General features: G+C 46.6%; 26 protein-coding genes. 12 read left to right on the forward strand and 14 right to left on the reverse strand.

Annotation, left to right across the window (positions count from 1 at the left end):
- Positions 1–19: 19 nt before the first annotated feature.
- Together clpA and clpS are read right to left on the reverse strand one after the other, a co-directional pair.
- Entirely contained in the window at positions 20–2,326 is a 2,307-nt protein-coding gene (gene clpA, locus ICN20_RS02540) for an ATP-dependent Clp protease ATP-binding subunit ClpA (RefSeq protein ID WP_216237967.1), read from the reverse strand.
- Positions 2,323–2,679 (reverse strand): ATP-dependent Clp protease adapter ClpS, encoded by a 357-nt coding sequence (clpS, locus tag ICN20_RS02545; protein ID WP_370624552.1) that lies wholly within the window; start codon positions 2,677–2,679, stop codon positions 2,323–2,325. The genes clpA and clpS overlap by 4 nt, the downstream gene beginning before the upstream one ends.
- A 276-nt stretch (positions 2,680–2,955) precedes the next feature.
- On the opposite strand from clpS, the gene ICN20_RS02550 reads away from it, so the two are divergent.
- Positions 2,956–3,159, forward strand: a complete 204-nt coding sequence (locus ICN20_RS02550; protein ID WP_011903586.1) for a cold-shock protein — start codon at positions 2,956–2,958, stop codon at positions 3,157–3,159.
- 105 nt (positions 3,160–3,264) lie between these two features.
- Positions 3,265–3,696 carry a DUF192 domain-containing protein gene (locus ICN20_RS02555; RefSeq protein ID WP_255534619.1) on the forward strand — a complete coding sequence of 144 codons (432 nt, stop codon included), beginning with the start codon at positions 3,265–3,267 and terminating at the stop codon, positions 3,694–3,696.
- A 10-nt stretch (positions 3,697–3,706) separates the two neighbouring features.
- Here the strand turns inward: ICN20_RS02555 and ICN20_RS02560 are convergent, their stop codons facing one another.
- From ICN20_RS02560 to argF, 4 genes are all read right to left on the reverse strand, one after another.
- On the reverse strand, positions 3,707–4,459 hold the full coding sequence (locus ICN20_RS02560) for a hypothetical protein (RefSeq protein WP_216237969.1): 753 nt from the start codon (positions 4,457–4,459) through the stop codon (positions 3,707–3,709).
- A 67-nt stretch (positions 4,460–4,526) separates the two neighbouring features.
- Complete coding sequence (locus tag ICN20_RS02565) at positions 4,527–4,832, reverse strand: pyrimidine/purine nucleoside phosphorylase (protein WP_216237970.1); 306 nt, start codon at positions 4,830–4,832, stop codon at positions 4,527–4,529.
- Between the two features lie 63 nt (positions 4,833–4,895).
- A complete protein-coding gene (locus ICN20_RS02570; RefSeq protein WP_216237971.1) occupies positions 4,896–6,128 on the reverse strand; it encodes an argininosuccinate synthase in 1,233 nt (410 codons plus the stop codon).
- A gap of 51 nt (positions 6,129–6,179) precedes the next feature.
- Entirely contained in the window at positions 6,180–7,127 is a 948-nt protein-coding gene (gene argF, locus ICN20_RS02575) for an ornithine carbamoyltransferase (protein WP_216240158.1), read from the reverse strand.
- A gap of 152 nt (positions 7,128–7,279) precedes the next feature.
- Here argF and ICN20_RS02580 point away from each other — a divergent pair, with 152 nt between their 5' ends.
- Positions 7,280–7,594, forward strand: coding sequence for a DUF3579 domain-containing protein (locus ICN20_RS02580; RefSeq protein WP_216153261.1), 315 nt, complete (start codon positions 7,280–7,282; stop codon positions 7,592–7,594).
- A 73-nt stretch (positions 7,595–7,667) separates the two neighbouring features.
- On the opposite strand, the gene rpsT is transcribed toward ICN20_RS02580, so the two are convergent.
- Entirely contained in the window at positions 7,668–7,934 is a 267-nt protein-coding gene (gene rpsT, locus ICN20_RS02585; protein WP_215391548.1) for a 30S ribosomal protein S20, read from the reverse strand.
- Between the two features lie 150 nt (positions 7,935–8,084).
- Between rpsT and murJ the strand changes: the two genes are divergently transcribed.
- Together murJ and ICN20_RS02595 are read left to right on the forward strand one after the other, a co-directional pair.
- The gene (gene murJ, locus ICN20_RS02590; RefSeq protein ID WP_216237972.1) at positions 8,085–9,638 is read left to right on the forward strand and encodes a murein biosynthesis integral membrane protein MurJ; all 1,554 of its coding nucleotides are present in this window, start codon (positions 8,085–8,087) and stop codon (positions 9,636–9,638) included.
- 5 nt (positions 9,639–9,643) lie between these two features.
- Positions 9,644–10,486 (forward strand): SirB1 family protein, encoded by an 843-nt coding sequence (locus ICN20_RS02595; protein ID WP_216237973.1) that lies wholly within the window; start codon positions 9,644–9,646, stop codon positions 10,484–10,486.
- Between the two features lie 35 nt (positions 10,487–10,521).
- Here the strand turns inward: ICN20_RS02595 and ICN20_RS02600 are convergent, their stop codons facing one another.
- Positions 10,522–11,166: a VTT domain-containing protein gene (locus ICN20_RS02600; RefSeq protein WP_216237974.1), complete on the reverse strand. Its 645-nt coding sequence runs from the start codon at positions 11,164–11,166 to the stop codon at positions 10,522–10,524.
- A 58-nt stretch (positions 11,167–11,224) separates the two neighbouring features.
- On the opposite strand from ICN20_RS02600, the gene miaA reads away from it, so the two are divergent.
- Positions 11,225–12,229, forward strand: a complete 1,005-nt coding sequence (gene miaA / locus ICN20_RS02605; protein ID WP_216237975.1) for a tRNA (adenosine(37)-N6)-dimethylallyltransferase MiaA — start codon at positions 11,225–11,227, stop codon at positions 12,227–12,229.
- Between the two features lie 9 nt (positions 12,230–12,238).
- Here the strand turns inward: miaA and purM are convergent, their stop codons facing one another.
- On the reverse strand, positions 12,239–13,291 hold the full coding sequence (gene purM / locus ICN20_RS02610; RefSeq protein ID WP_216237976.1) for a phosphoribosylformylglycinamidine cyclo-ligase: 1,053 nt from the start codon (positions 13,289–13,291) through the stop codon (positions 12,239–12,241).
- A 73-nt stretch (positions 13,292–13,364) separates the two neighbouring features.
- Here purM and ICN20_RS02615 point away from each other — a divergent pair, with 73 nt between their 5' ends.
- The 6 genes from ICN20_RS02615 to panB are packed head-to-tail and all read left to right on the forward strand — an operon-like array spanning position 13,365 to position 18,633.
- Positions 13,365–14,354: an AI-2E family transporter gene (locus tag ICN20_RS02615; RefSeq protein WP_216237977.1), complete on the forward strand. Its 990-nt coding sequence runs from the start codon at positions 13,365–13,367 to the stop codon at positions 14,352–14,354.
- Between the two features lie 10 nt (positions 14,355–14,364).
- Positions 14,365–15,120, forward strand: coding sequence for a DnaA ATPase domain-containing protein (locus ICN20_RS02620; protein WP_216237978.1), 756 nt, complete (start codon positions 14,365–14,367; stop codon positions 15,118–15,120).
- Positions 15,121–15,139: 19 nt separating this feature from the next.
- Positions 15,140–15,820 (forward strand): HAD-IB family hydrolase, encoded by a 681-nt coding sequence (locus ICN20_RS02625; protein ID WP_216237979.1) that lies wholly within the window; start codon positions 15,140–15,142, stop codon positions 15,818–15,820.
- Positions 15,817–17,217, forward strand: coding sequence for a polynucleotide adenylyltransferase PcnB (gene pcnB / locus ICN20_RS02630; RefSeq protein ID WP_216237980.1), 1,401 nt, complete (start codon positions 15,817–15,819; stop codon positions 17,215–17,217). The genes ICN20_RS02625 and pcnB overlap by 4 nt, the downstream gene beginning before the upstream one ends.
- 52 nt (positions 17,218–17,269) lie before the next feature.
- Entirely contained in the window at positions 17,270–17,797 is a 528-nt protein-coding gene (gene folK / locus ICN20_RS02635) for a 2-amino-4-hydroxy-6-hydroxymethyldihydropteridine diphosphokinase (RefSeq protein WP_216237981.1), read from the forward strand.
- Positions 17,798–17,814: 17 nt separating this feature from the next.
- A complete protein-coding gene (panB, locus tag ICN20_RS02640) occupies positions 17,815–18,633 on the forward strand; it encodes a 3-methyl-2-oxobutanoate hydroxymethyltransferase (protein ID WP_216237982.1) in 819 nt (272 codons plus the stop codon).
- Between the two features lie 26 nt (positions 18,634–18,659).
- Here the strand turns inward: panB and dnaJ are convergent, their stop codons facing one another.
- From dnaJ to hrcA, 5 genes are all read right to left on the reverse strand, one after another.
- Entirely contained in the window at positions 18,660–19,796 is a 1,137-nt protein-coding gene (gene dnaJ / locus ICN20_RS02645; protein ID WP_216237983.1) for a molecular chaperone DnaJ, read from the reverse strand.
- A 100-nt stretch (positions 19,797–19,896) separates the two neighbouring features.
- Positions 19,897–21,831 (reverse strand): molecular chaperone DnaK, encoded by a 1,935-nt coding sequence (gene dnaK / locus ICN20_RS02650; protein ID WP_216237984.1) that lies wholly within the window; start codon positions 21,829–21,831, stop codon positions 19,897–19,899.
- A 166-nt stretch (positions 21,832–21,997) separates the two neighbouring features.
- Positions 21,998–22,546, reverse strand: a complete 549-nt coding sequence (gene grpE / locus ICN20_RS02655) for a nucleotide exchange factor GrpE (RefSeq protein ID WP_216237985.1) — start codon at positions 22,544–22,546, stop codon at positions 21,998–22,000.
- Between the two features lie 66 nt (positions 22,547–22,612).
- The gene (gene hemH / locus ICN20_RS02660; protein ID WP_216237986.1) at positions 22,613–23,707 is read right to left on the reverse strand and encodes a ferrochelatase; all 1,095 of its coding nucleotides are present in this window, start codon (positions 23,705–23,707) and stop codon (positions 22,613–22,615) included.
- A 52-nt stretch (positions 23,708–23,759) separates the two neighbouring features.
- Positions 23,760–24,770: a heat-inducible transcriptional repressor HrcA gene (gene hrcA, locus ICN20_RS02665; RefSeq protein WP_216237987.1), complete on the reverse strand. Its 1,011-nt coding sequence runs from the start codon at positions 24,768–24,770 to the stop codon at positions 23,760–23,762.
- Between the last annotated feature and the right edge of the window lie 27 nt (positions 24,771–24,797).

The following is a 24,797-nucleotide window of genomic DNA, read 5'->3' on the forward strand; positions in this document are numbered from 1 at the left end:
ATTTAAATCAGTTGATTAATCAAATTTCTTCAGCAGGCGCTACATCAGCTTTAGTACGTTTGCCAGGCAACGCTGGGGCTTCAAAGTTCAATAAAACCTTGCCATCAGCATCAATATCGACGTCTACATGGCCACCTTGAGCTAACTTACCAAACAGAAGTTCATCAGCAAGCGCCTTACGCACAGTATCTTGAATAATGCGCTGCATTGGACGCGCACCCATTAAAGGATCAAAGCCATGCTTAGCCAAATGGGCTCGTAATGCCGGGCTGAAGGTTGCATCCACTTTCTTCTCGTGAAGCTGCTCCTCCAACTGCATTAAGAACTTATCGACAACGCGCATGATGATTGACTCATCCAGTGCTTTGAAGGAAACAATGGCATCCAAGCGATTGCGGAACTCTGGCGTGAAGAACTTCTTGATATCCGCCATCTCATCACCAGACTCACGCGCATTGGTAAAGCCAATGGTTGATTTCTGCATGGCTTCAGCACCAGCATTCGTGGTCATGATGATGATCACATTACGGAAATCAGTCTTACGACCATTGTTATCCGTTAATGTGCCGTGATCCATCACCTGCAAAAGAATATTGAAGATGTCAGGATGGGCCTTCTCGATTTCATCAAGCAAGAGAACGCAATGCGGCTTCTTATTGACGGCTTCAGTCAGTAAACCACCTTGATCGAATCCTACATAGCCTGGAGGTGCACCAATCAAACGGCTCACCGCATGACGCTCCATGTACTCAGACATATCGAAGCGCAGAAGCTCAATACCAAGGATGTAAGCAAGCTGCTTAGCCACCTCAGTCTTACCAACGCCAGTTGGGCCAGAGAATAGGAATGAACCAATTGGCCTATCGATCTTGCCAAGACCAGCACGTGTCATCTTGATGGCACTAGCCAAGGCCTCAATTGCAGGATCCTGGCCGAAGACCACACTCTTAATATCACGATCTAAAGTTTGCAGCTTACTGCGGTCATCTACGGTGACTGATTGGGGTGGTATGCGCGCAATCTTCGCAACGATCTCTTCAATCTCTGGGCGGCCAATAGTTTTCTTCTGCTTAGACTTTGGCAAAATACGTTGAGCAGCTCCAGCTTCATCAATAACATCAATCGCTTTATCAGGCAAATGACGATCATTGATGTAACGCGCAGAAAGCTCGGCAGCAGCAACTAATGCACCGGCCGCATACTTCACGCTGTGATGCTCTTCGAAACGTGACTTCAAGCCACGTAGAATTTGCACGGTTTGATCAACTGTTGGCTCTACAACATCAACCTTCTGGAAGCGGCGTGACAAGGCTGCGTCTTTTTCGAAGATGCCACGATATTCTGTAAAGGTAGTTGCTCCGATACATTTCAGCTGACCATTGGACAATGCAGGCTTCAATAAATTACTAGCATCCAATGTTCCACCAGAAGCTGCACCAGCACCAATCAATGTATGAATCTCATCAATAAATAAAACGCCATGAGCATGATCTTTTAAAGACTTGAGAACACTCTTTAAACGTTGCTCAAAGTCGCCACGGTATTTGGTGCCCGCTAAAAGCGCGCCCATATCTAATGAATAGACAGTTGCATCGGCCAAGATATCAGGCACATCGCCCTTAACAATTCTCCAGGCCAAACCTTCGGCTATAGCAGTTTTACCAACACCAGCTTCACCCACCAATAGCGGATTGTTCTTACGGCGACGGCACAGTACCTGAATTACACGCTCTACTTCACTCTCACGGCCAATTAGTGGATCAATCTTGCCTTGACGAGCCAGAACATTGAGGTTCTGGGTGTATTGCTCTAGAGGACTTTCTTTGCCAGAAGCACTAGATTCCTCAGTTTCCTGGGAGGGCTCAGCAGGTTTCACATACTCAGACTGATCCTTGCGTACACCATGACTAATGAAATTGACAACGTCTAAACGTGTGACGCCCTGTTGTTGCAAGAAATACACCGCATGCGAATCTTTTTCACCAAAGATTGCTACCAGCACGTTTGCACCAGTTACCTCTTTCTTGCCATTCGATGTCGACTGTACGTGCATGATGGCGCGCTGAATGACTCGCTGAAATCCTAGCGTTGGCTGTGTATCAACTTCATCATTACCCGGAACCACAGGTGTGTTGTCGTTGATAAAGTTTTTAAGTTGGGCACGTAGCTCTGCAATATTGACTGCGCAAGCCTTTAAGACCTCTACCGCAGTAGCGTTATCCAATAAGGCTGCGAGCAAATGCTCAACTGTGATGAACTCGTGTCGGGATGCCCTTGCGTCAACAAACGCCATGTGCAAACTCACTTCTAATTCTTGGGCAATCATGCTTCCTCCATAGTGCACTGTAGTGGGTGACCCGCTTCACGGGAGAGTTCAATAACTTGATGCACTTTCGTAGCAGCAACGTCACGGGTAAATATTCCGCAAACGCCTTTGCCAACTAAATGTACTTGCAACATGATGCGTGTAGCTGTTTCATGATCCTTATTAAAATACTCCTGAATCACCATCACCACAAATTCCATTGGCGTGTAATCGTCATTCATTAATAAAACTTTATACATCGAAGGCGCCTTAACTTGCTCGATTTCCTTTTCGAGCAGCAGGGTGTCTTCAACGTATGGATTGCTGGGGTTACCAGTAGTGGGATTTTTGGGTGTGCGACTCATGAGAAACATTCTAAACACAGATATCTAAACTTTAATTTACTAGGGTCTTGTTGCGAAAAACACGCAAAAAAGCCCTTTAAACCCATATTGGGGCATTTTTCTAGAAAAAAAGGGGTATTTAATAGGGGGTAGATGCATATAACTCCTTGACACCCCTCCAAAAAGGGCAAACAATCAGGGGGTAGGCTTCAAGAGAGGTTCTATTTAGGCGTGTTGTGGATTGAGACTGATTAAAAAGTATTTACCCTCATCACGGTTGTTTTAAGTTTATGTAATGGAGTTCGCATGGCGACCGGAATTGTTAAGTGGTTCAATGATGCAAAAGGTTTTGGCTTTATCAAACCTGATGATGGTGAAGAAGAGTTGTTCGCGCATTTCAGCGCAATTACTATGCCTGGGTTCAAAACCCTCAAGGAAAACCAAAAGGTAACGTTTGACATTACCCAAGGTCCTAAAGGCAAGCAAGCTACCAATATCCAAGCGGCTTAATAGTCCTTAGATCATTATTAAAAACCCAGGATTCGTTCCTGGGTTTTTTTTCGTCCGTAATTTGCCTCACTTAAAATGTAAGGCATGCTTATTTATAAAAACTCTATGCGCAAACTATTTGCCCTTCTTCTCCTTGCAAGCTCAAACCTTGTGCTTGCACAAGTCAATATCGGCCTACCAACTCTTGAATTAAAAGCAGGCATCTACCGCATTCAAGCTGAGTTAGCCGATACGCCAAAGGCTAGAGAGGTTGGCCTCATGAACCGCACTAGCATGCCAACCAATTCTGGAATGTTGTTTGTCTTTGAACAAAAGGCTGGTCACTGCTTTTGGATGAACAATACTAAGATCCCACTCTCCATTGCATTCATTGCCGACGATGGCAAGATTGTGAATATTGAAGAGATGCAGGCAGAAACTACAAATAACCACTGCCCTAAAGCAGCTGTGCGTTATGCGCTAGAGATGAATAAACAATGGTTTTCTGAGCGCGTGATTGTTCCGGGATCTGTGATTACGGGATTACCAAAAAAATAAGATCGCAGACTTAGCCCTGCCGCATCCAGGCTTTTATTTTATCTACAACTTCTTGCTCAATTCCCCTGTAGCCATGATGTCCGGCAGCCTGACAAGGATCTCCCTCATCAATGCCACCCTCCATAACAAAAAGAGTAGTGCCATAGCGCTGACCATTCTCAATCGATGAGCTTGTCGGTGTAATACGTGTGCATCCATCATGCTTGTGAGTCACGATCAAGTTCCGGCTTTTACGATTTCTGGTATCCAGGCCACCAATCGCACCTACTGAAGAAGTATGAATGAAGCCCGCAACCTCTCCATCCATATTCTCAGACATATAGATCGTTTCAGTTGTACTCATGCTGGTACCAGCTATGTATATTTGTGCCGTAGGAAATTTAGTTTTTAAATCAGCAATAACTCCGCGCATACGGTTTAAGCTTCTGCCTCGATCAATAACAACTACCGCTACATCATTATCTGCAAACATTCCCCTAGCACGAACCAAGAAATTACCTTTGCCCGAAAAAAATGGCGTTCCATCTGAGTTTTTCTTTAGCCCAATGGTCCCATGGCCGCCGGGCATAACGATCAGGACATACTTTGGTGGCGATACAAGGGAAGGTACAAATACATAAGGAATCTCATCTCCATCTGGATAGCGAGCTGTATCAACATACAAATCCACCTTCTCCGACTGCGCAAGCGCAATGGGAGCAAAGAAAAGAGTAAAGGTAATGCTAATAAAACATGCTTTTAAGATATTCATATTCATAGTCATAGCTTAGCCTAATTTTCGGACAAAAATAAAGCCACCCTAGGGTGGCTTTATTTAAAGCATCTTCTAGCTACTCAAAGTGGCAAACGTAATGCACTGGCTGCTCAGCACGAATAATGAAGTAGCCACCCTTTTCCACTTCCCAGCTTTGACCGGCCTTGAACTCTTGCTCAGGGGCGCCATTAATACTGACGAAAGCATTGCCATCCACTACTTCCATGACCTCTTTGGTACTCAAATCAAAACGCAAAGTGCTTGGCAACACAACGCCAACTGACTTACGAATGCCATTTGGCAAAGTCACGGTATGAGAAACACACTTGCCATCGAAAAATACATTGGCTTTCTTGCCTACGGAAACTTGATCAAATTGCATGCTAATTCTTTCTATTCTGTTGAGTTCTAATCGTTTATTTACTTTTACGCGTTTTTCTTTTAGTTATTTCGTGGCGCGCTTACGCTTTGCGATTTCAGCAATACGCATACGCAAAGCATTGAGCTTAATGAAGCCGCCAGCATCTGCTTGGTTATATGCGCCACCGTCATCATCAAAGGTTGCAATGTTTTGATCAAACAAGGTATTTGCTGAATCACGTGAAATTACGGATACAGATCCTTTGTAGAGCTTCAGGCGAACAACGCCATTTACAGCCTGTTGCGTATGATCAATCAAGGCTTGCAAAGCAAGACGCTCTGGCGCCCACCACAAGCCGTTGTATATCAAGCTTGCATAGCGTGGCATCAGATCATCTTTCAAGTGAGCTACTTCACGATCTAAGGTAATACTTTCGATGCCACGGTGCGCCTTCAGAAGGATTGTGCCGCCAGGAGTTTCGTAGCATCCACGACTCTTCATACCAACAAAGCGGTTTTCAACAAGGTCTAGGCGGCCAATGCCATGCTTACCGCCAATACGATTTAACTCAGCCAACAACTCATGTGGCTTATAAGTTTTGCCATCAATTGCTACAGGGTCACCAGCTTTAAATTCAATTTCAATAATTTCTGGGGCGTCTGGAGCTTTCTCCGGAGACACCGTCCAACGCCACATTGACTCTTCAGCCTCAGCATTAGGATTTTCTAAATGACGGCCTTCATAGCTAATGTGCAAAAGGTTTGCATCCATAGAGTATGGCGAGCCACCCTGCTTGTGTTTCATCTCAACCGGAATGCCATGCTTTTCTGCGTAAGCCATTAACTTCTCACGAGAAAGGAGATCCCATTCACGCCAAGGAGCGATTACTTTGATTCCTGGCTCTAAGGCGTAGTAACCCAACTCAAAGCGAACCTGGTCGTTACCTTTGCCGGTAGCGCCATGAGATACAGCATCTGCACCAGTTAAGCGGGCGATTTCAATTTGGCGCTTAGCAATTAGTGGGCGAGCAATAGATGTACCCAATAGGTATTCGCCTTCGTAAATCGTATTTGCGCGGAACATGGGGAATACAAAGTCGCGGACAAACTCTTCGCGCAAGTCATCGATAAAGATGTTTTCAGGCTTAATGCCAAACTGCAAAGCTTTAGCACGTGCCGGCTCCAGCTCTTCACCCTGACCTAAGTCAGCTGTAAAGGTTACGATCTCACAGCCATAAGTATCTTGAAGCCATTTCAAGATCACGCTTGTATCTAGACCACCGGAATACGCTAAGACTGCTTTTTTAATATCAGACATGTTTTCTTATTCAATCAAAAAATTATTCAATAACTAACTAAAAAAAACTATTTAATCCAAACGCCCACAGAGCAAATACTCCATCAACGCTTTTTGAACGTGTAAGCGATTTTCCGCCTCTTCCCAAACAATGCTTTGCGGGCCATCAATGACAGCAGCCGAAACCTCTTCACCACGATGCGCTGGCAAGCAGTGCATAAACAACGCGTCTGGCTTAGCGGCCGACATCAACTCTTCATCAACCATCCAATCCTGAAAGGCATTCATGCGCGAAGTATTTTCTGCCTCATAGCCCATGCTCGTCCATACATCCGTGGTAACTAAGTCAGCATCTTTACAAGCTTCCTTAGGGTCAGCACAAATCGTCAAATGTTTTGCTGCCTTTGGCGTCAAACGCGCAGCATCTAATTGATAACCCTCTGGAGCCGAGAAGCGTAACTGGAAATCTAAACATTCGGCAGCTTGAAGCCAGGTATAGGCCATATTGTTGGCATCACCTACCCATGCAACGGTCTTTCCCTGAATGGGGCCACGGGCCTCTACAAAGGTAAAGATGTCAGCCAACACTTGGCATGGATGAAATTCATTTGTCAGACCATTAATTACTGGCACGCGAGAGTTAGAGGCAAACCGCTCAATAATCTCTTGGCCAAAGGTACGAATCATGATGATGTCCGTCATCCTTGAAATCACCTGTGCAGCATCCTCTACCGGCTCGCCACGGCCCAACTGAGTGTCTCTAGTGTTTAGGTATACCGCGTGACCACCAAGCTGATGTATGCCTGCCTCGAAGGACAGGCGAGTACGGGTGGAGTGCTTCTCAAAAATCATTGCCAAGGTGCGATCATGCAGTGGGTGCCAGGTTTCGTAACTCTTGAACTTAGCCTTGAGCCAGGCGGATCGCTTCAGTAAATAGTCATACTCTTCACGAGTCAGGTCGGAAAACTGCAGGTAGTGCTTCACCTTCCCGGGCGCTTGAGGCTTTGCCAGCGATGTCATAGTTGAGCTTTCTACTAAAGTTTTGGCTTGCATTTTTTTCTTCAAACATTCGGCTGCACGAAAATAGATCCTAAAGTCATCTTACGGCCAACTCAGGCTGTTAAGCTAGAGGACTTAGTAATACTATTTCTCACAACCATCATTACGCGAACTTGAACCACAAAAAGCTTTTCATTCAAGGCATTACCACTTCTGGCAAACCATTTCGGCCCAGCGATTGGGCAGAGCGTCTGTGCGGGGTGATGGCTACTTTTCGCCCTCCCGGTGATTCCGGGGACCCTCGCTTCACTTATTCGCCCTATGTCAGACCAGTGCTTATTGCAAAAGTGAAATGCGTTGTTATTGATACTCGACTGAGAGACTTAGATCCTCGAGCGCTAGACTTTGTCATGAACTTTGCCAAAGACAATGACCTACCGATCGAAGAGGCATGTGAGTTCAACCCAACAGCCTCAGCACAGCCTTAAAAACAAAAACCCGCTCTGTTGAGGAGCGGGCCTAGGTCGAAACTACTTCGACCAGCCTAAAACTAAAACTCTATTACGCTGCCATCGCCTTGATAGCTGCAGACAAACGTGACTTCTGACGAGCCGCAGTATTTTTATGAGCGATCTTCTTGTCAGCAATCTTGTCGATTGTTGCCTGAGTTGCTGAGAAAACTTTCGCTGCAGCAGCTTTGTCACCAGTTTCGATCGCTTTACGAACTGCCTTAATGGAAGTGCGGAGCTTTGAACGCAAACTGGAGTTGTGTTCGTTTTGTTTTACTGCTTGGCGTGCACGCTTGCGCGCTTGTGCTGTATTGGCCATCTTTAAACCTTGCCTCTATAAATTCAAAATGCGATTAGTTAAAAATCTTGCGGACTTGCCAGATTCATAAGCAAGCTCGCCAAAACCCAAGATTTTACCTTAAAGGGGCAAAAAAGCCCAGCCGACCGATAAATAGGTGAAAATCGGCTCATGAATCTGCTTTCTGCCGCCGCTAAGGTCAGCTCCCTGACCATGCTTTCCCGTATTACGGGCCTGCTCCGGGAGACCCTGATAGCCCGTAGTTTCGGGGCCTCCGAGTGGACGGACGCCTTTAATGTGGCTTTTAGACTACCCAATTTGCTACGCCGGCTTTTCGCAGAAGGGGCCTTTTCTCAGGCTTTTGTGCCTATTTTGGGGGAAATTTCCACAAATGAGGACCAAAGTAAGGCCAAAATCCTTGTAAATGCGGTCGCCACGCTCTTATTTTGGGCCTTGCTGCTCACAGTACTACTTGGAGTCATAGGCGCCCCCTTGCTCATTTTGGCCATTGCTACAGGCTTTAAAGGGGGTCCGGCCTATGACGCCAGCGTTGTCATGACCCGCATCATGTTCCCTTATATCGGGCTGATTTCCATGGTCTCACTCTCCGCGGGCATTCTGAACACCTATCACCGCTTTGCCATCCCCGCTTTCACGCCCGTTTTACTTAATCTGGCCTTAATCGGCAGCGCCATCTTTTTATCGCCACATTTAGATCAACCGATTTATGCCCTGAGCATTGGCGTTCTCATTGGCGGCGTATTGCAACTAGCCATTCAAATTCCTGCGCTATCTCGCATTGGTCTATTACCGCGCATTGGTTTGTTACCAGGCGCTATCAAAACAGCCATCGCCAATCCAGATGCAAGACGAGTGTTGCGTTTAATGGGGCCAGCAGTCTTTGCAGTTTCAGTCGCACAAATCTCCCTCATCATCAATACAAACATCGCTTCACGCCTGCAGGCAGGAAGTGTTTCCTGGCTATCTTATGCAGATCGCTTGATGGAGTTTCCTACCGCACTACTTGGAGTAGCGCTCGGTACCGTGCTGCTGCCAAGCTTAAGTAAAGCCAATGCCAAGAATGATTTAGTACACGCAGGTGAATTATTAATCTGGGGACTGCAACTTACCTTCTTACTAGCAGCACCTTGCGCAATTGCACTCTTTATTTTCGGAGAGCCTCTAGCTGCTGTCTTGTATCACTATGGCAAATTTAATGCGCTTGATGTAGTAATGACGCAGCGAGCTTTAGCCGCCTATGGAGTTGGGCTGATTGGCTTGATTTTGGTAAAAATTTTGGCTCCTGGTTTTTATTCTCGCCAAGATATCCGCACCCCAGTCAAAATTGGTTTATTCGTTTTAGTGGCTACTCAACTAGCCAACCTCGTCTTTGTGCCCTGGCTTGGTCATGCTGGGCTTGCTCTCTCCGTCGGTACGGGCGCCTGCCTGAATGCTGCCCTACTGTGGGTTGGCCTACATCGACGTGGCGCTTTACCCAGCAATGCTTGGGCCAAGTACTTAGGTCAACTATTCCTGGCGCTGATTCCTTTTGCGGCAGTGCTTTTTTATGCTGCCAGCGCACACAATTGGATTGAGCTTCAAGCCGAACCATGGCTTCGCGTTGGTTTACTTGCTGCATGGCTAGGTATTGCTGCCATCGTTTACTTCGCATCCCTAGCCCTGGTTGGAATTCGCTGGCAAAAATTCTTACGTCATGCAAAATAGGCCTTATGCCAACACAACAACTCGACTATTTCACTTCCCTAGTTGCTGAAGACGAACACCTCCCTTTAACGGAGGCTGCAATCGCTGTCGCACAACATGCCTATCCCGATCTAGATGTCCAACACGTGCTGGATCAGCTTGATCAATTAGGTAATAAATTAAAGTCACGCGTGACTCCAGATACATCACCAGTTCAACGCTTACAAATTCTCAAGCATTTCTTTTATAACGAACTCGGATTTGGTCCAAACCCCAATGACTTTTATGCGCCCGAGAATTCGTACTTGCATTACGTACTCGAGAATCGTAGGGGCATTCCAATTTCCTTGGCGATTCTGATGATGGAACTAGGCAATCAAATTGGCTTAAAGATACGGGGGGTTTCATTTCCCAATCACTTCATGATGCGCATCTCTTTGCAACAAGGTGAAGTAATCATGGATCCTCTCACAGGAGAATCACTCTCGAAACACCAATTGCAAGAGATGCTAGACCCCTACTTAGATGCCAAGGGTTATCGCGGCGAGCTCAGCCTGCCGCTGAACATCTTCCTGCGCGCCTCTAGCTCGAGAGAGATTCTGTCGCGTTTTCTAAGGAACCTCAAAATGATCTACTCAGAACATGAGCGCTGGGAGCGTTTATTGGGGATTCAAGAACGTCTCGTCATTCTGCTGCCAGACTCTGTTGAAGAAATTCGAGATAGAGGCTTGATATTTGCACAGCTAGAGTATTTACGTCCCGCATTGGCGGATATGCATCGCTATCTGAGCGAAATGCCGGAAGCTGAAGATGCCGGAGATATTCGTGACCATATCGCCACACTGGAAAGCCAAACCAAGCTGCACTAAAGCCAGACTACTTTAGCTTTAGTGCTTTGCCTTCTTTAGTCTTGCTTGCGTTGGAATATTTTGTAGAGCGCCGCTAAAACCACGGGAATAGCGGCTGCACCAACACCTACCAGAACGATCACATTCAGGTTCTGGCGAATGATCGGAATATTGCCAAAGAAATATCCTGCAATTACCAACCCGAATACCCACAAGGCCGCGCCCGTGATATTAAAAAACTGAAAACGGGAAAAATGCATTTCAGATACACCGGCAATAAAAGGTGCGAAGGTCCTGATGATCGGCAAGAAGCGAGCAAGTATGATGGTCTTGCCACCATGCTTTTCATAAAACGCCTGCGTCTTCAATAGGGCGCCTTGATCAATCCAGCGCGATTTACTATTAAATACACGCTTGCCAATCCAGCGACCAATGAAATAGTTCACGGTATTGCCTCCGACCGCAGCGATTAACAAACCGATACATAAGGTCAAGATATTGAAATGCTCGGTAGCGCAATAAGCACCAGCAATGAACAAGAGAGAGTCGCCCGGCAAGAATGGCGCCACCACTAAGCCGGTTTCTGCAAACACAATCGCAAATAGCAAACCATAAGCCCAGGGGCCATATTGCTGAATCACTACATCTAGATGTTTATCGATATGAAGCAATAAATCACTGATTTGCAAAAGGGTATCCATCGACTCGCTCTCTAACTTATGGGTTGTTGCGGATATTAACAGGCTCTTATAATCAGGTATGCCAACTGAACCTTACATTCAGCCTATGCATGCTCCAGGCAATGCCCCCATTCTTTGTATTGTTGGGCCTACTGGTGCAGGCAAAACCCATCTCGCCATGTCTTTGGCTGAGTATGCAAAATCTATTGGCCAGACACTTGAACTCATCAGCATGGATTCTGCCCTTGTCTATCGCGGTTTAGACATAGGCAGCGCTAAACCAACGAAAGCTGAACAAGCTGCAGTCATTCATCATCTAATTGACATCATCGATCCCACCGAAGTGTATTCAGCGGCGCGCTTTGCTAAAGATGCAAAACGACTATGCACTGAGATTCGTGCGCGAGGAAATATCCCCGTTGTTGTAGGTGGAACTATGTTGTATTGGCGCGCATGGGCGCATGGACTCTCCTCGCTACCCCCTGCCAATCCTGAAATTCGGGCTCGTCTAGATGGAGAAGGTAAAGACATCGGATGGCCGGCAATGCACGATAAGCTTGCTAAGATTGACCCAGAAACTGCTGCTCGCTTAAAGCCAAATGACTCTCAACGAGTGCAGCGCGCACTTGAGGTTTTTGAAATCACTGGCAAACCCATGTCAGCATTACTTGCTGACTCACCCAGTGAAGATGGTAGAGAGGGTTCTGCCATTCCACCATGGATTAATTTGGTTTCACTAGAACCAAATGATCGCAAGCGATTACACCTGAATCTAGAAAAACGTTTTGATGAAATGCTTGCTGCGGGATTCATGGATGAAGTTAAAGCGCTCCGCATAAATACTAGATTACATGCAGATCTTCCAGCGATTCGTTCAGTAGGCTATCGCCAAGCTTGGGAATTTCTCAATGGAGAAATTAATGCCGAGGAGATGCGCTACAAAGCATTGGCAGCAACTAGACAACTTGGTAAGCGGCAGCTCACGTGGCTGCGTGCAATTGAGGGGAGAAAAACATTTGACCCCTTCAACCCCGAAGAGTTGAAGGCGGCTCTGGATTACTGCAAGAAGAATTTAAGTGACTAGCTTGGTAGATTAAATAACGATAGTCTGTGGTGCATCTTTGGGACGCTCAACTACTTCGCCAACTGTCCAAGCTTTGAGACCCTGAGCAGTTAATGAGTTGATCGCAGCATCTGCTTGATCTGGTGAAACGATTACCACCATACCGATACCGCAGTTAAATACACGCACCATTTCTGCATCAGCAACGCCACCCTTCATTTGCAACCAACGGAAGAGCTCTGGCATTTGCCAACTATCGCGATGCAATACCGCTTGCGTATTTTCTGGGAGCACGCGCGGTACGTTATCCACCAAACCACCACCAGTAATATGCGCCATTCCTTTTACATTGATTTCAGAAATCAATTTCAAAAGTGGCTTTACATAAATTTCGGTTGGTGCCATCACCACATCACCCAATGGGCGACCGCCTAAATCATCGCTTGGCTTTGCACCAGCACGTTCAATAATCTTGCGCACTAATGAATAACCATTCGAATGGGCACCACTAGAACCAATTGCTAAAACCGTATCCCCCGGAACAATGGTGGCGCCAGTAATGATTTTGGATTTCTCAACAGCACCCACTGCAAAACCAGCCAAGTCGTATTCACCTGGCGGATACATACCCGGCATTTCTGCAGTCTCACCGCCAATTAATGCGCAGCCTGATAATTCACATCCTTTAGCAATGCCACCAACAACTGTTGCCGCTGTGTCGACAGTCAGCTTGCCACAAGCAAAGTAATCCAAGAAGAACAGTGGCTCAGCGCCCTGAACTAAGATGTCGTTCACACTCATGGCCACTAAATCCTGGCCAATCGTTTCATGGCGATTCCACTCGAATGCCAACCTTAGCTTGGTGCCAACGCCATCAGTACCGGCAACCAAAACTGGCTCTTTGTAGCGCTTAGGCACCTCAAAAAGGGCTCCAAAGCCACCAATTCCGGCCAGAACACCCTCACGCATGGTCTTTTTGGCCAGCGGCTTAATACGATCGACCAAATCGTCCCCAGCATCAATATCGACGCCTGCGTCACGGTAGGAAAGGCCTTTTGAGGAAGAATTAGTAGATGAAGTCATGTCGGAGCCGGAATATTAGTAAAAAATGCTACTTCGTCAGTAGAATCATTGAATTCTAGAGGATTGAAGCACGATGGCCGAAATTTTTACCCCTTTTCTTACCGCATTCATTCTGGCATATGCCCTGCGCCCTTTTTGCCTGTGGCTTGAGGGGCGTAGAGTGCCCCGTGCGCTCGCTGCCGCCTTGGCCATGTTGATAGGTCTGATTGTTGTTTTCTTGGTTCTCAGCCTCCTCGTGAGCCTCCTGAGGTATGAAATTCCACTTATTAAGGCTCAGCTACCTAACTGGATTTCCAATACCCAGGCCTGGCTTGGTCCAAAACTCAGCGAATTTCACATTAGCCTTGATTGGGGCTCTCTCAAAGCTACTGCCACCCAAAAAATTACTGAGCACATTAATGACAATGCAGATAGCTTAATGTCCTCGACTATCAGTACTGTTCTCATGTCAGGCAGTTCAGTGATTGCTGGATTTGTGAATGCAGTGCTAATTGTTTTTGTGATGTTTTATTTACTGATGGACTGGGATCATTTTTTTGGTCTAGTCAAAAATATAGTTCCACTACGCGCTCAAGAAACTGTTCACCACTTAGCAATGCATACAGATGGATTGCTCTCTCAATACTTGCGCGGTATGTTGATTGTCATTGCCATCATGTCCATTTATTACAGTGCCGGCTTAAGTTTGATTGGCGTCAAAGGTGCTGCTGCTCTTGGCATCTTTACCGCGCTCATGATTGTGATTCCTTACATAGGCATCACCTTAGGTCTCACACTCGCAACCTTATCTGCGCTTCTCCAATTTGGCCCGGGCACAGAAATTATTGGTGTACTGATCTTATTTGGCATTGGTCAGTTCTTAGAAGGCTTCTTCTTGACTCCCCGCTTGGTGGGAGAGCGCATTGGCCTGCACCCAGTAGCAGTCTTGTTTGCCTTGCTGTTGTTTGGCAAGCTATTTGGCTTCTTTGGTGTATTACTCGCCCTACCAATTAGTGCCGTCAGCCTAGTCCTCGTCAAGTACCTATGGTCTCTCTACACGCAAAGCGCTTGGTATCAAAAATAAATTGGTAGTAATGAATACAACTCCGCTTCCAAAACAATTTGCGCTAGATATTAGTCACTTACCTATAGCTAGTTTAGAAAACTACCTTCCCGGAAAAGATCTCGCATTAATTTCTGCTCTACAACATATTGAAAAATCTTGGAGCGAGGCAAATACTCGAAGTTCAGAGAACCCCCTGAATCAGCGTTGGATTTACTGGTGGGGGCCTGAAGGTTCCGGGCGAACACATTTACTAGATGCAATTGGGAATGCAGCCGAACATGCTGGCTTAGATCGCATTGCCCTCACCCCATTCGAGCCTACTGCTTGGGTTCGCCTCGAAGAAAAAATGGGTGGAATCTCAGAAAGCGCCACTCCGTCAGTAATTACTGTAGATGATGTTGATCGTTTAGATGATCGACTAGTTGGGTCACTTTTTCGCATCCTCAATGGAGTGCAGGCAAGCAAAGCGGTATATATTTTCATGGCTGGTGACGCTGCACCAGCCAATTTAAAGCTTCGGGAGGACCTCCGAACCCGCCTGGGCTGGGGTTTGATCTTTCAGACGCAGCTTTTGGATGATGATGAGAAAATACAGGCTTTAGAGGAAGCAGCCAAAGCACGAGGACTGGTTTTATCTCCCGATGTGTTGCCTTGGTTATTAAGTCGGTTTTACCGGGATATGCCCAGCTTAATGGCCTTAATTGATGCATTAGATGCCTACTCATTAGAAACAAAACGTGCTGTAACCTTGCCTCTTGTACGCGAGCTTTTGCAGCCCAAATAATTTATTCAATATTTCATTCGTGACCCAGCTAGCCCTTTTCGATTTAGACCACACTCTTTTGCCCTGCGATAGCGATTACGAATGGGGTCAATTTTTAGCTCGCATTGGTGTTGTAGACAGCGAGTATTACGCACAACAAAATGAACGCTTTTATCAAGACTACAAAGATGGCAAGCTTGATATTCATGAGTTTCTGCGATTTGCTTTAAAGCCTCTTTCAGAGCACTCCCGTGCACAGCTTAAAGAATGGCATGATGCCTTTATGAAGGAAGTGATTAACGGCCAACTCCGCCAACAAGCGATGGATCTTGTAAAACGTCACCAAGATGCTGGCGATCTATGTTGCGTGATCACCGCTACCAACAGCTTTGTCACTCGACCCATTGTTGAGAGTTTTGGGATTGAGCATCTGATTGCTACAGAGCCCGCAACGGCCGATAACCAGCCCCTCGCCAACTACACGGGCGAAGTGAAAGGTATTCCTAACTTTCGTGAAGGCAAAATTCAAAATCTACATGACTGGTTGGCGACTCAAAAACTATCCCTAGATACCTTACCTTACAGCTATTTTTATTCTGACTCGATGAATGATCTTCCTTTACTCGAAAAGGTAAGTCATCCTGTTGCTACTAATCCAGATGATCGCCTGCGCAATGAAGCGAAGCGGCGTAACTGGCCCATTCTTGAATTGTTTGCATGATCACTAAATTTATTAAACGTATTTTGCGCCGTGACCCAATGGTCAAGCACACACAGGCGAACAATACTGGCGCCCCAAAACGCATTCCCAAAAAAGCGCATCGTATTGACCCTCACTTACTGTCTAAAAATGCAGTAAAGGTAACGCATACATTGCAACAAGCAGGCTATGAGGCATTTATTGTTGGTGGCGCCGTCAGGGATCTTGCACTCGGTATTAGCCCAAAAGATTTTGACGTTGCAACCAACGCAACGCCTGATCAGGTCCAAAGACTCTTTCGTAAAGCGCGCTTGATTGGCCGCCGCTTTCAGATTGTGCATGTGACTTTTTTTGGGAAGGGGCACCCAGAAATTATTGAGGTATCGACCTTTAGAGCTCTACTGGATAACGCAGGAGATCATGTAGCGGAAAGCGGTCGGATCCTCCGAGATAACGTCTGGGGATCGCAAGGTGAAGATGCGGCAAGACGCGATTTCACGATCAATGCCATGTATTACGATCCATCTTCTGAAACTGTTCTCGACTATCACGGCGGCATGGCGGACATGCAAAAGAAAACTTTGCGCATGATTGGTGATCCAGCCAAGCGCTATCGCGAAGATCCCGTTCGTATGCTTAGAGCAGTTCGGTTCGCAGCCAAGACTGGATTTGAATTAGACAGCGCTACACGTGCACCGATTGCGAAGTTAGGCAAGCTATTAAATGATGTTCCCTCAGCTAGACTCTTTGATGAAATTCTGAAGCTCTTGATGTCAGGCTACTCTTGGAAGGCCATCCAGGGACTGAAGGATGCCGGTCTACATCACGGCCTACTTCCGCTGCTAGATCACATTTTAGATAAAGGCGAGGACTCCAAAGGGGCGAATGATTTTGTAAAACTGGCTTTAGCCAATACTGATGATCGAATTCAATCAGGCAAAAGTGTTTCTGCAGGATTTTTATTTGCCACCCTACTTTGGCCTGACTTATTAAAGAATTGGAAAGCCAATTCCACTAAAGGGATGGCCAATATTCCCGCCTTACATGATGCGATGGATGACACGATTGCCACCCAAAGTAGCGGTATGACCATTCAGCGTCGCTTTGAAAGCGATATGCGCGAAATTTGGTCTATGCAACCCCGCTTTGAAAGACGTGTGGGGCGCTACCCCTACCGCCTGATCGAATCCCCTCGTTTTAGGGCAGGTTATGACTTTATGCTGCTCCGTTGCGCCACCGGAGAATTAAATCCTGCAATTGGCCAGTGGTGGACGGACTTCATCGCAGCTGACCCCACAGGCCAAGACGAGCTCATGGCTAGCGTTAAAAATGAATCCGGCAACAGTCCAAGCCCAGCCAAAAGACGGCGCCGTAGAAAGCCCAAATCAGCAGTGCCCCCAGAAAGTGCAGCAAGCTAAGCAAACTTAGAGAAATTTCAGTAAAGTAGTTTCATCTCTAGTTTGGAAACTTATGGCACGGGCATATATCGGATTTGGCGGCAACATCGGCGACACGCGTCAGCTTATTACTGATGCCATTGTTTGCTTGGCATTGCGCTCCGAACTGCAGATCCTAGCAAAAAGCTGTTTTTATCAAAGCGCGCCCGTTGAGGCTTTGGGTGGCGACTACATTAACGCCGTGATTGAAGTGGAAACTGAATTAAGCCCGTACGGTCTTTTGCACGTTTGCCAGGCTATTGAACAAGAGTTTGGTCGTGAACGGCCATATGCAAATGCCCCTCGCACACTTGATCTCGATATCCTGTCTTTTGAAGGGGTTGCTCAGAATGAAACTGAATTAATGCTTCCGCACCCAAAAATCATCGAGCGGTCTTTTGTACTTTTACCCCTACTGGAAATAGCACCAGACTTCTTTCTACCCAACTGGGGTGAACTCAAGGCCTATTTACCTAACGTAGCCCACCAAAGAATAGAAAAACTCCCTTGCAGGAACTGCAATTGCGGTGAAAAAGACGTTTATAGCCAAACGGCGCATTAATTCATTAAACTCTCGCCATGGGTTACTTACAGGGCGATAAGCCGATCACGATTACCAAGCTCCTCGCAATGCATGCTGAGGGTGAAAAAATTTCTATGCTTACTGCATATGATTCAACCATGTCAGCGCTTCTGAATCGCTGCGGAGTTGAAACTATTTTGGTTGGTGACTCTCTGGGTAATGTGATTCAAGGACACTCCAGCACTACACCAGTGACCATTGAGCAAATGGCGTACCACACCGAATGTGTAGCGCGTGCCAATACCCATGCATTTCTCATTGCCGACCTGCCATTTGCAAGTTATGGAGATCCCGTACAAGCCTTAGATTCAGCCGCTCAACTGATGCGCGCTGGTGCAGATATGGTGAAGCTTGAAGGTGGTGGTGAGTGGCAGGTGAATGTTATTAGCCACTTGGTAGCTCGAAGCGTTCCTGTCTGCGCGCACTTAGGCTTGTTGCCACAATCTGTTCACGTCTTGGGCGGGTACAAGGTGCAAGGCAAATCTAAAGATGCCGCTAGTGTCATGCTGGAACAAGCGCTTGCTTGCCAAGCAGCTGGGGCTCAAATGGTAGTTTTAGAAGCAATTCCATCTTCACTAGGTGAAAAAATTACTGCTGAACTTCATATTCCAACGATTGGCATTGGCGCCGGACCAGATTGCTCAGGGCAAGTATTGGTTCTGCAAGATATGCTGGGCATCAGCCCAGGAAAGCCGCCGAAGTTTGTAAAAAACTTTATGGACGGCCATCACTCTGTCGAAGCAGCCGTTAAGGCTTATGTTCGCGAAGTGAAGTCCGGGAAATTCCCCGGACCTGAGTACGGCTTTGCTGGCTAATTGCCAGCTAGCCTATCTACCAGCTACTAACTAAAGAAACTCTTCACCCCGTCAAACCAACCTTTTTGTTGGGGGCTGTGTTTGTCGCCACCCGACTTTAGACTGTCATCGAACTTTTGCAACAGTTTCTTTTGCTCATCAGTGAGTTTAATTGGCGTTTCCACCAAAACATGCACGAAAAGATCGCCTACCAAAGTTGAGCGTAAGCCCTTAATACCTTTGTTACGCAAGCGGAATGTCTTACCGGTCTGAGTGCCCTCTGGAATAGGAAACTCAACTCGCCCAGCAAGTGTTGGCACTTCAATATCACCACCGATAGTCGCTGTCGCAAAAGAGATTGGCATTTGTACATGTAAATCGCTACCATCGCGCTCAAATACTTTATGGGGTTTTACGCGCACCTCTACGTAAAGATCACCAGATGGTCCACCGTTGATACCTGGTTCGCCGTTACCAACTGAACGAACACGCATGCCATCATCAATACCCGCTGGTATTTTGATCTCAAGTGTTTTTTGTTCTTTGTGTTTTCCGCTGCCGTGGCAAGTTTTGCAAGGCTTAGGAATGTACTCACCAGTACCGCGGCACTTAGGGCAAGTTTGCTGCATAGAGAAAAAGCCTTGCTGCACACGTACTTGGCCATGACCATTACAAGTGGTACATGTCTCCGCTTTCGATCCTGGCTCCGCACCAGTGCCATGACATGGCTTGCAATTGCTCCAGCTTGGTACACGAATTTGGGTTGTATAACCCTCAGCCGCCTGTTCAAGCGTGATATCCATGTTGTAGCGCAGGTCAGCGCCCTTATAAACTTGAGGGCCAGACTGACGTCCGCCGCCTTGACCAAAAATATCGCCGAAGATGTCGCCAAAGGCATCCGCAAAACCGCCGCCGCCAAAACCACCCCCACCGAATCCGCCGCCCATGGAGGGATCAACACCAGCATGGCCATATTGATCATAAGCTGCGCGCTTATTAGGGTCAGTTAGGGTTTCGTAAGCCTCTTTAACTTCTTTAAACTGGGCTTCAGCCGTTTTACTATCAGGATTGCGATCTGGATGATGTTTCATCGCCATCTTGCGATAAGCTTTTTTCAACTCATCATCACTGGCACCTTTTGCTACACCAAGCACTTCATAAAAATCGCGTTTACTTTTAGGCACGGCCTATTCCTCTCAACAACCTGAATGACACAAGTCGGCACGAGGCCGACTTGTTATTTAAGTACATCAAAACTACGTTAACGAATGTCTGATTTCAGAATTACTTCTTGTCATCAACCTCTTTAAAGTCAGCGTCAACAACATCTGCATCAGGAGCAGCGCCTGGAGCTGCGCCACCAGGAGCGGCACCAGGAGCGCCACCAGCTTTAGCCTGTTCAGCAGCCATGACTTTTTCGCCCAGCTTCTGACTTGCTTTACCTAAAGCTTCTGTTTTTGCTTCAATCACTTCTTTATCGCTACCTTTGATTGCTTCGTCCAAATCTTTCAAGGCCGCTTCAATCGCTTCTTTTTCAGCAGCTTCTAAGCTAGCACCATGCTCTTCCAAGGCTTTCTTGGTGGAGTGAGCCAAAGCGTCAGCAGTATTGCGTGCTGTTACCAGCTCTAGTGCCTTCTTGTCTTCAGCAGCATTAGCCTCAGCATCCTTAACCATGCGTTGAATTTCTTCTTCGGTCAGGCCAGAGTTTGCCTTGATGGTGATCTTGTTCTCTTTGCCTGTCGTTTTGTCTTTTGCGGTTACATGCAAAATACCGTTGGCATCGATATCAAAGGTCACCTCAATTTGTGGCATACCGCGTTGCGCAGGTGCAATACCTTCAAGGTTAAATTCGCCGAGCAACTTGTTTGCAGCAGCCATCTCACGCTCACCTTGGAAGCACTTAATAGTTACAGCAGGCTGGTTGTCTTCAGCAGTGGAGTAAACCTGTGAATGCTTAGTAGGAATCGTGGTGTTCTTAGGAATCATCTTGGTCATTACGCCGCCAAGTGTTTCGATACCCAATGACAATGGGGTAACGTCCAAGAGCAATACGTCTTTACGATCGCCAGACAATACAGAGCCCTGAATTGCAGCGCCAACGGCAACAGCTTCATCTGGGTTAACGTCCTTACGTGGCTCTTTGCCAAAGATTTCTTTTACTTTGTCTTGAACCGCAGGCATACGCGTTTGACCGCCGACCAAAATCACGTCGTCAATATCAGCCACGTTCACACCAGCATCTTTAATCGCAGTTAAGCAAGGACCAGCAGTACGCTTGATCAATTCTTCTACCAAAGACTCTAACTTGGCACGAGTCAACTTCAAGTTCAAATGCTTAGGACCGCTAGCGTCAGCTGTCACGTAAGGCAAATTGATTTCTGTTTGTTGTGCAGATGACAATTCGATCTTGGCTTTTTCAGCAGCGTCTTTCAAACGCTGTAATGCCAATACGTCTTTGCTCAAGTCAACGCCTTGTTCTTTCTTGAACTCAGCAATGATCCAATCAATGATACGTTGGTCAAAGTCTTCACCACCTAAGAATGTGTCGCCGTTAGTAGAGAGCACTTCAAACTGCTTCTCACCATCAACGTTGGCAATCTCAATAATAGATACGTCGAACGTACCGCCGCCCAAGTCATACACAGCGATCTTGCGATCTACCTTGTCTTGCTTGTCTAGGCCGAAAGCCAATGCAGCAGCAGTAGGCTCGTTAATGATGCGCTTCACATCTAAGCCAGCAATACGGCCAGCATCTTTAGTTGCTTGACGTTGGCTGTCATTAAAGTAAGCAGGAACAGTAATCACTGCTTCTGTTACTTCTTCACCGAGGTAATCTTCGGCAGTTTTTTTCATCTTGCGCAGAATTTCAGCTGACACTTGTTGTGGTGCCATTTTTTTATCGCGTGCTGATACCCAAGCGTCGCCATTGTCTGCCTGAACAATTTCGTACGGCATAAGGCTAATATCTTTTTGCACTTCTGCATCTGTAAATTTACGACCCATCAAACGCTTCACTGCGTAGATAGTATTTTTAGGGTTCGTCACTGACTGACGTTTTGCTGGCGCACCAACCAATACTTCGCCATCTTCTACGTAAGCGATGATGGATGGAGTTGTACGACCGCCTTCGGCGTTTTCGACAACTTTAGGTGCATTGTTTTCTACGACTGAAACGCATGAATTCGTGGTTCCTAAGTCGATTCCGATAATCTTTCCCATAATTGCTCCAAAAAATTAAATTGTTTTGTTGTACTAATGAATATTTCGATACCCAGTAAATGGGGTCTAAAAAGGGGATTTCAAGGGCATAAAGAGCAAAAAAGGCAGAAATCTGCCTTTTTCTACCTTTTTGATGCCTTTTTTGGGGTATTAGCCCTTATTTAGCTTATTTTGGGGCGCTGACCGTCACTAAGGCAGGTCGGAGAACTCGATCAGCGACGGTGTAGCCTCGCTGGAGGACTGAAACCACGGTATTGGGCTCTTGCTCAGAAGGCACTGAGGCAATCGCTTGGTGGTGGTGAGGGTCAAATTTATCCCCAATAGCAGGGTTAATTTCTGTCATACGACCTTTTTCAAAGGCAGAGAGCAATTGCTTAAGAGTAATTTCCAAGCCTTCTTTAAATGCTTTGGCATCACCTGCATCGGTACTCAATGCCGCATACAGACTATCTGTAACAGGCACTAAATGCTCTGCAAAACTTTCAATTGCGAACTTATGTGCTTTAGCAATATCTTCCACAGCACGACGACGAATATTTTCACCCTCCGCTTTTGCACGCAAAAAGTTATCCTGCAATTCGCCAATCTTTTGATTCAGTTCGGCAATTTCCTGTTCGGGCGTTTTTACAGCTGAAGTTTCTGCTGCAGCTTCCGCGCCTGAATCAACCGCAGGATTCTCTTGCTCCGGGGATGGGTTTTGGTTTTCTTGTGTCATGAGGGCTATTTTACTTTTCTATAAAGATCGCTATTACTTTGTAATATGGGGTCAATCATGTTGATTTCAAGACTTCATTCTTTCAGCTAGCTCAGCCCTTTCATTGCGCTGCGCTAATTCAACCGCAGACTCCACCCCTAAAGACCAGCCTTGTAAATGATGGTGGGCAATATCACTAAGAGCCTCAATCCACTTGGGGTTGCTGTTTAAACAAGGGATGTAGCGATAGTCCTTGCCACCATGCTCCAAAAAGATTTCGCGGGCTTCCATCGCAATCTCCTCTAGTGTTTCTAGGCAATCTGCCGGAAACCCTGGGCAAAAAATATCAATACGCTGACAGCCTTCTTTGGCCAGTTTTTCAATGGTTGGTGCGGTGTAAGGCTTCAACCACTCGGCCTTACCAAAGCGAGATTGGAAGGTCACAATATATTGACCTGGTTCTAAGCCCAAAGATTCACCAAGTAAACGACCTGATTTCAGGCACTCACAATGGTAGGGATCACCCTTCATTAAATTGCGCTTTGGCAAGCCATGAAAAGACATGACAAAACGATCGCCTTTTGCAAAATCAGGACGTCCATCTTTGTCCCAGCTCGATAACACCTGATCACGTAACGCATGTATGTATGCAGGACTATCGTGATAGTGCTTCACTAAGCGCAACTCCGGTTGATCACGCCAGGTACCTAAAACACGAAAAACTTCGTCAAAGCTAGATGCCGTTGTAGTAGCGGAATACTGTGGGTACAAAGGCAATAACAATAAACGCTCCATGCCCTGCGCCTTCAGGCTCTCAAGGGCTGACTGGGTAGATGGCTCACCATAGCGCATTGCCAAGTCAACTAAAACGGTATGGCCTTCAAGCGCAAATTTTTCTCCCAACTCTTTCGCCTGTAGGCGTGAGTAATGCATTAATGGTGAACCTAATTTTGGCAACCAAATAGAAGCATATTTTTTGGCAGATGCACCACTACGAATAGGCAAAATAATGCCGTTCAGAATGCACCACCAAATAATGCGCGGAATTTCTACTACACGCGGATCGGAAAGAAACTCTTTTAAATAAGCGCGAACCGCTTTCGATGTTGGTGCTGATGGCGTTCCAAGATTCAACAATAAGACTGCGGTTTTGGATGCACGTAGATGCGGGTTCTGATTCAAGATGTTTTGTCTCTAGTAGTGTGTTTTAAATATAAAAGGTTTGGATCTATGGTTAAGAGCTTAAGGCGCCCGATAGTAATTTAGAAGTGATATCGACAATGGGAATCACTCTGTCATAAGCCATGCGAGTTGGCCCAATCACGCCTAGCGTACCCACTATCTGCCCATCAACGCTATATGGGGCGCTGATCACAGCCAAATCTTCATATGGCAACAAATCACTCTCACCACCAATAAAGATCTGAATGCCGTCCGCATGACTAGATACATCAAGCAATTGCATGAGTACGGATTTCTGCTCCAACATATCGAACATCTTGCGTAACTTATCCAAGTTAGAGCTTAAATCCCCAACATTCAGCAAACGACGTTCGCCAGAGAGCACCATGTCGCCACCACCCATATCGTAATCAGCAACACCGCTCTGTAGAGCTAAGGCCATCAACCCAGAAATATCGGCACGCAAATTATCCAAATCGGATTTGAGATGCATGCGCACTTGATCAAAACTTTTTCCAGCAAACTGAGCGTTAATAAAGTTGCCCGCCTCAATCAGTTGGCTCGGTGTGTAATCTTGAGTGGTGGGCAAGATACGATTCTGTACATCGCCTTCTGGGGTGACCATGATGAGCAAAATTTTGCCTTCACCCAAACGTAAGAACTCAATGTGCTTGAAAACCTGGGCTCGCTTAGGCGTCATCACTACACCAGCAAAATGGGTCAGGTTGGACAAAATCTGCGCTGCCGAGTTGAGAACCCTTTGCGGAGAATCTGGCAAAAGGCCTTTTTCTACCTCTCTAGCAGCCATTGCTTCCAAGGGGCGAACGGTCACCATGGTGTCCACAAACAGGCGGTAACCCCGTGGGGTCGGAATGCGACCAGCAGATGTATGGGGGCTGGTAACGAGCCCCATATCCTCCAAATCCGCCATGACATTACGAATAGTGGCTGCGGACAGGTCCAAACCCGAGAATCTTGATAGCGTGCGGGAGCCAATGGGCTGGCCCTCTTCGATATAGCGCTCGATGAGGGTTTTTAGTAGAGCTCGGGAACGTTCATCCATGGTGGAAGGGATTTTATGCCTATGGTT

The organism is Polynucleobacter sp. JS-Polo-80-F4, assembly GCF_018881965.1.
Classification (GTDB): domain Bacteria; phylum Pseudomonadota; class Gammaproteobacteria; order Burkholderiales; family Burkholderiaceae; genus Polynucleobacter.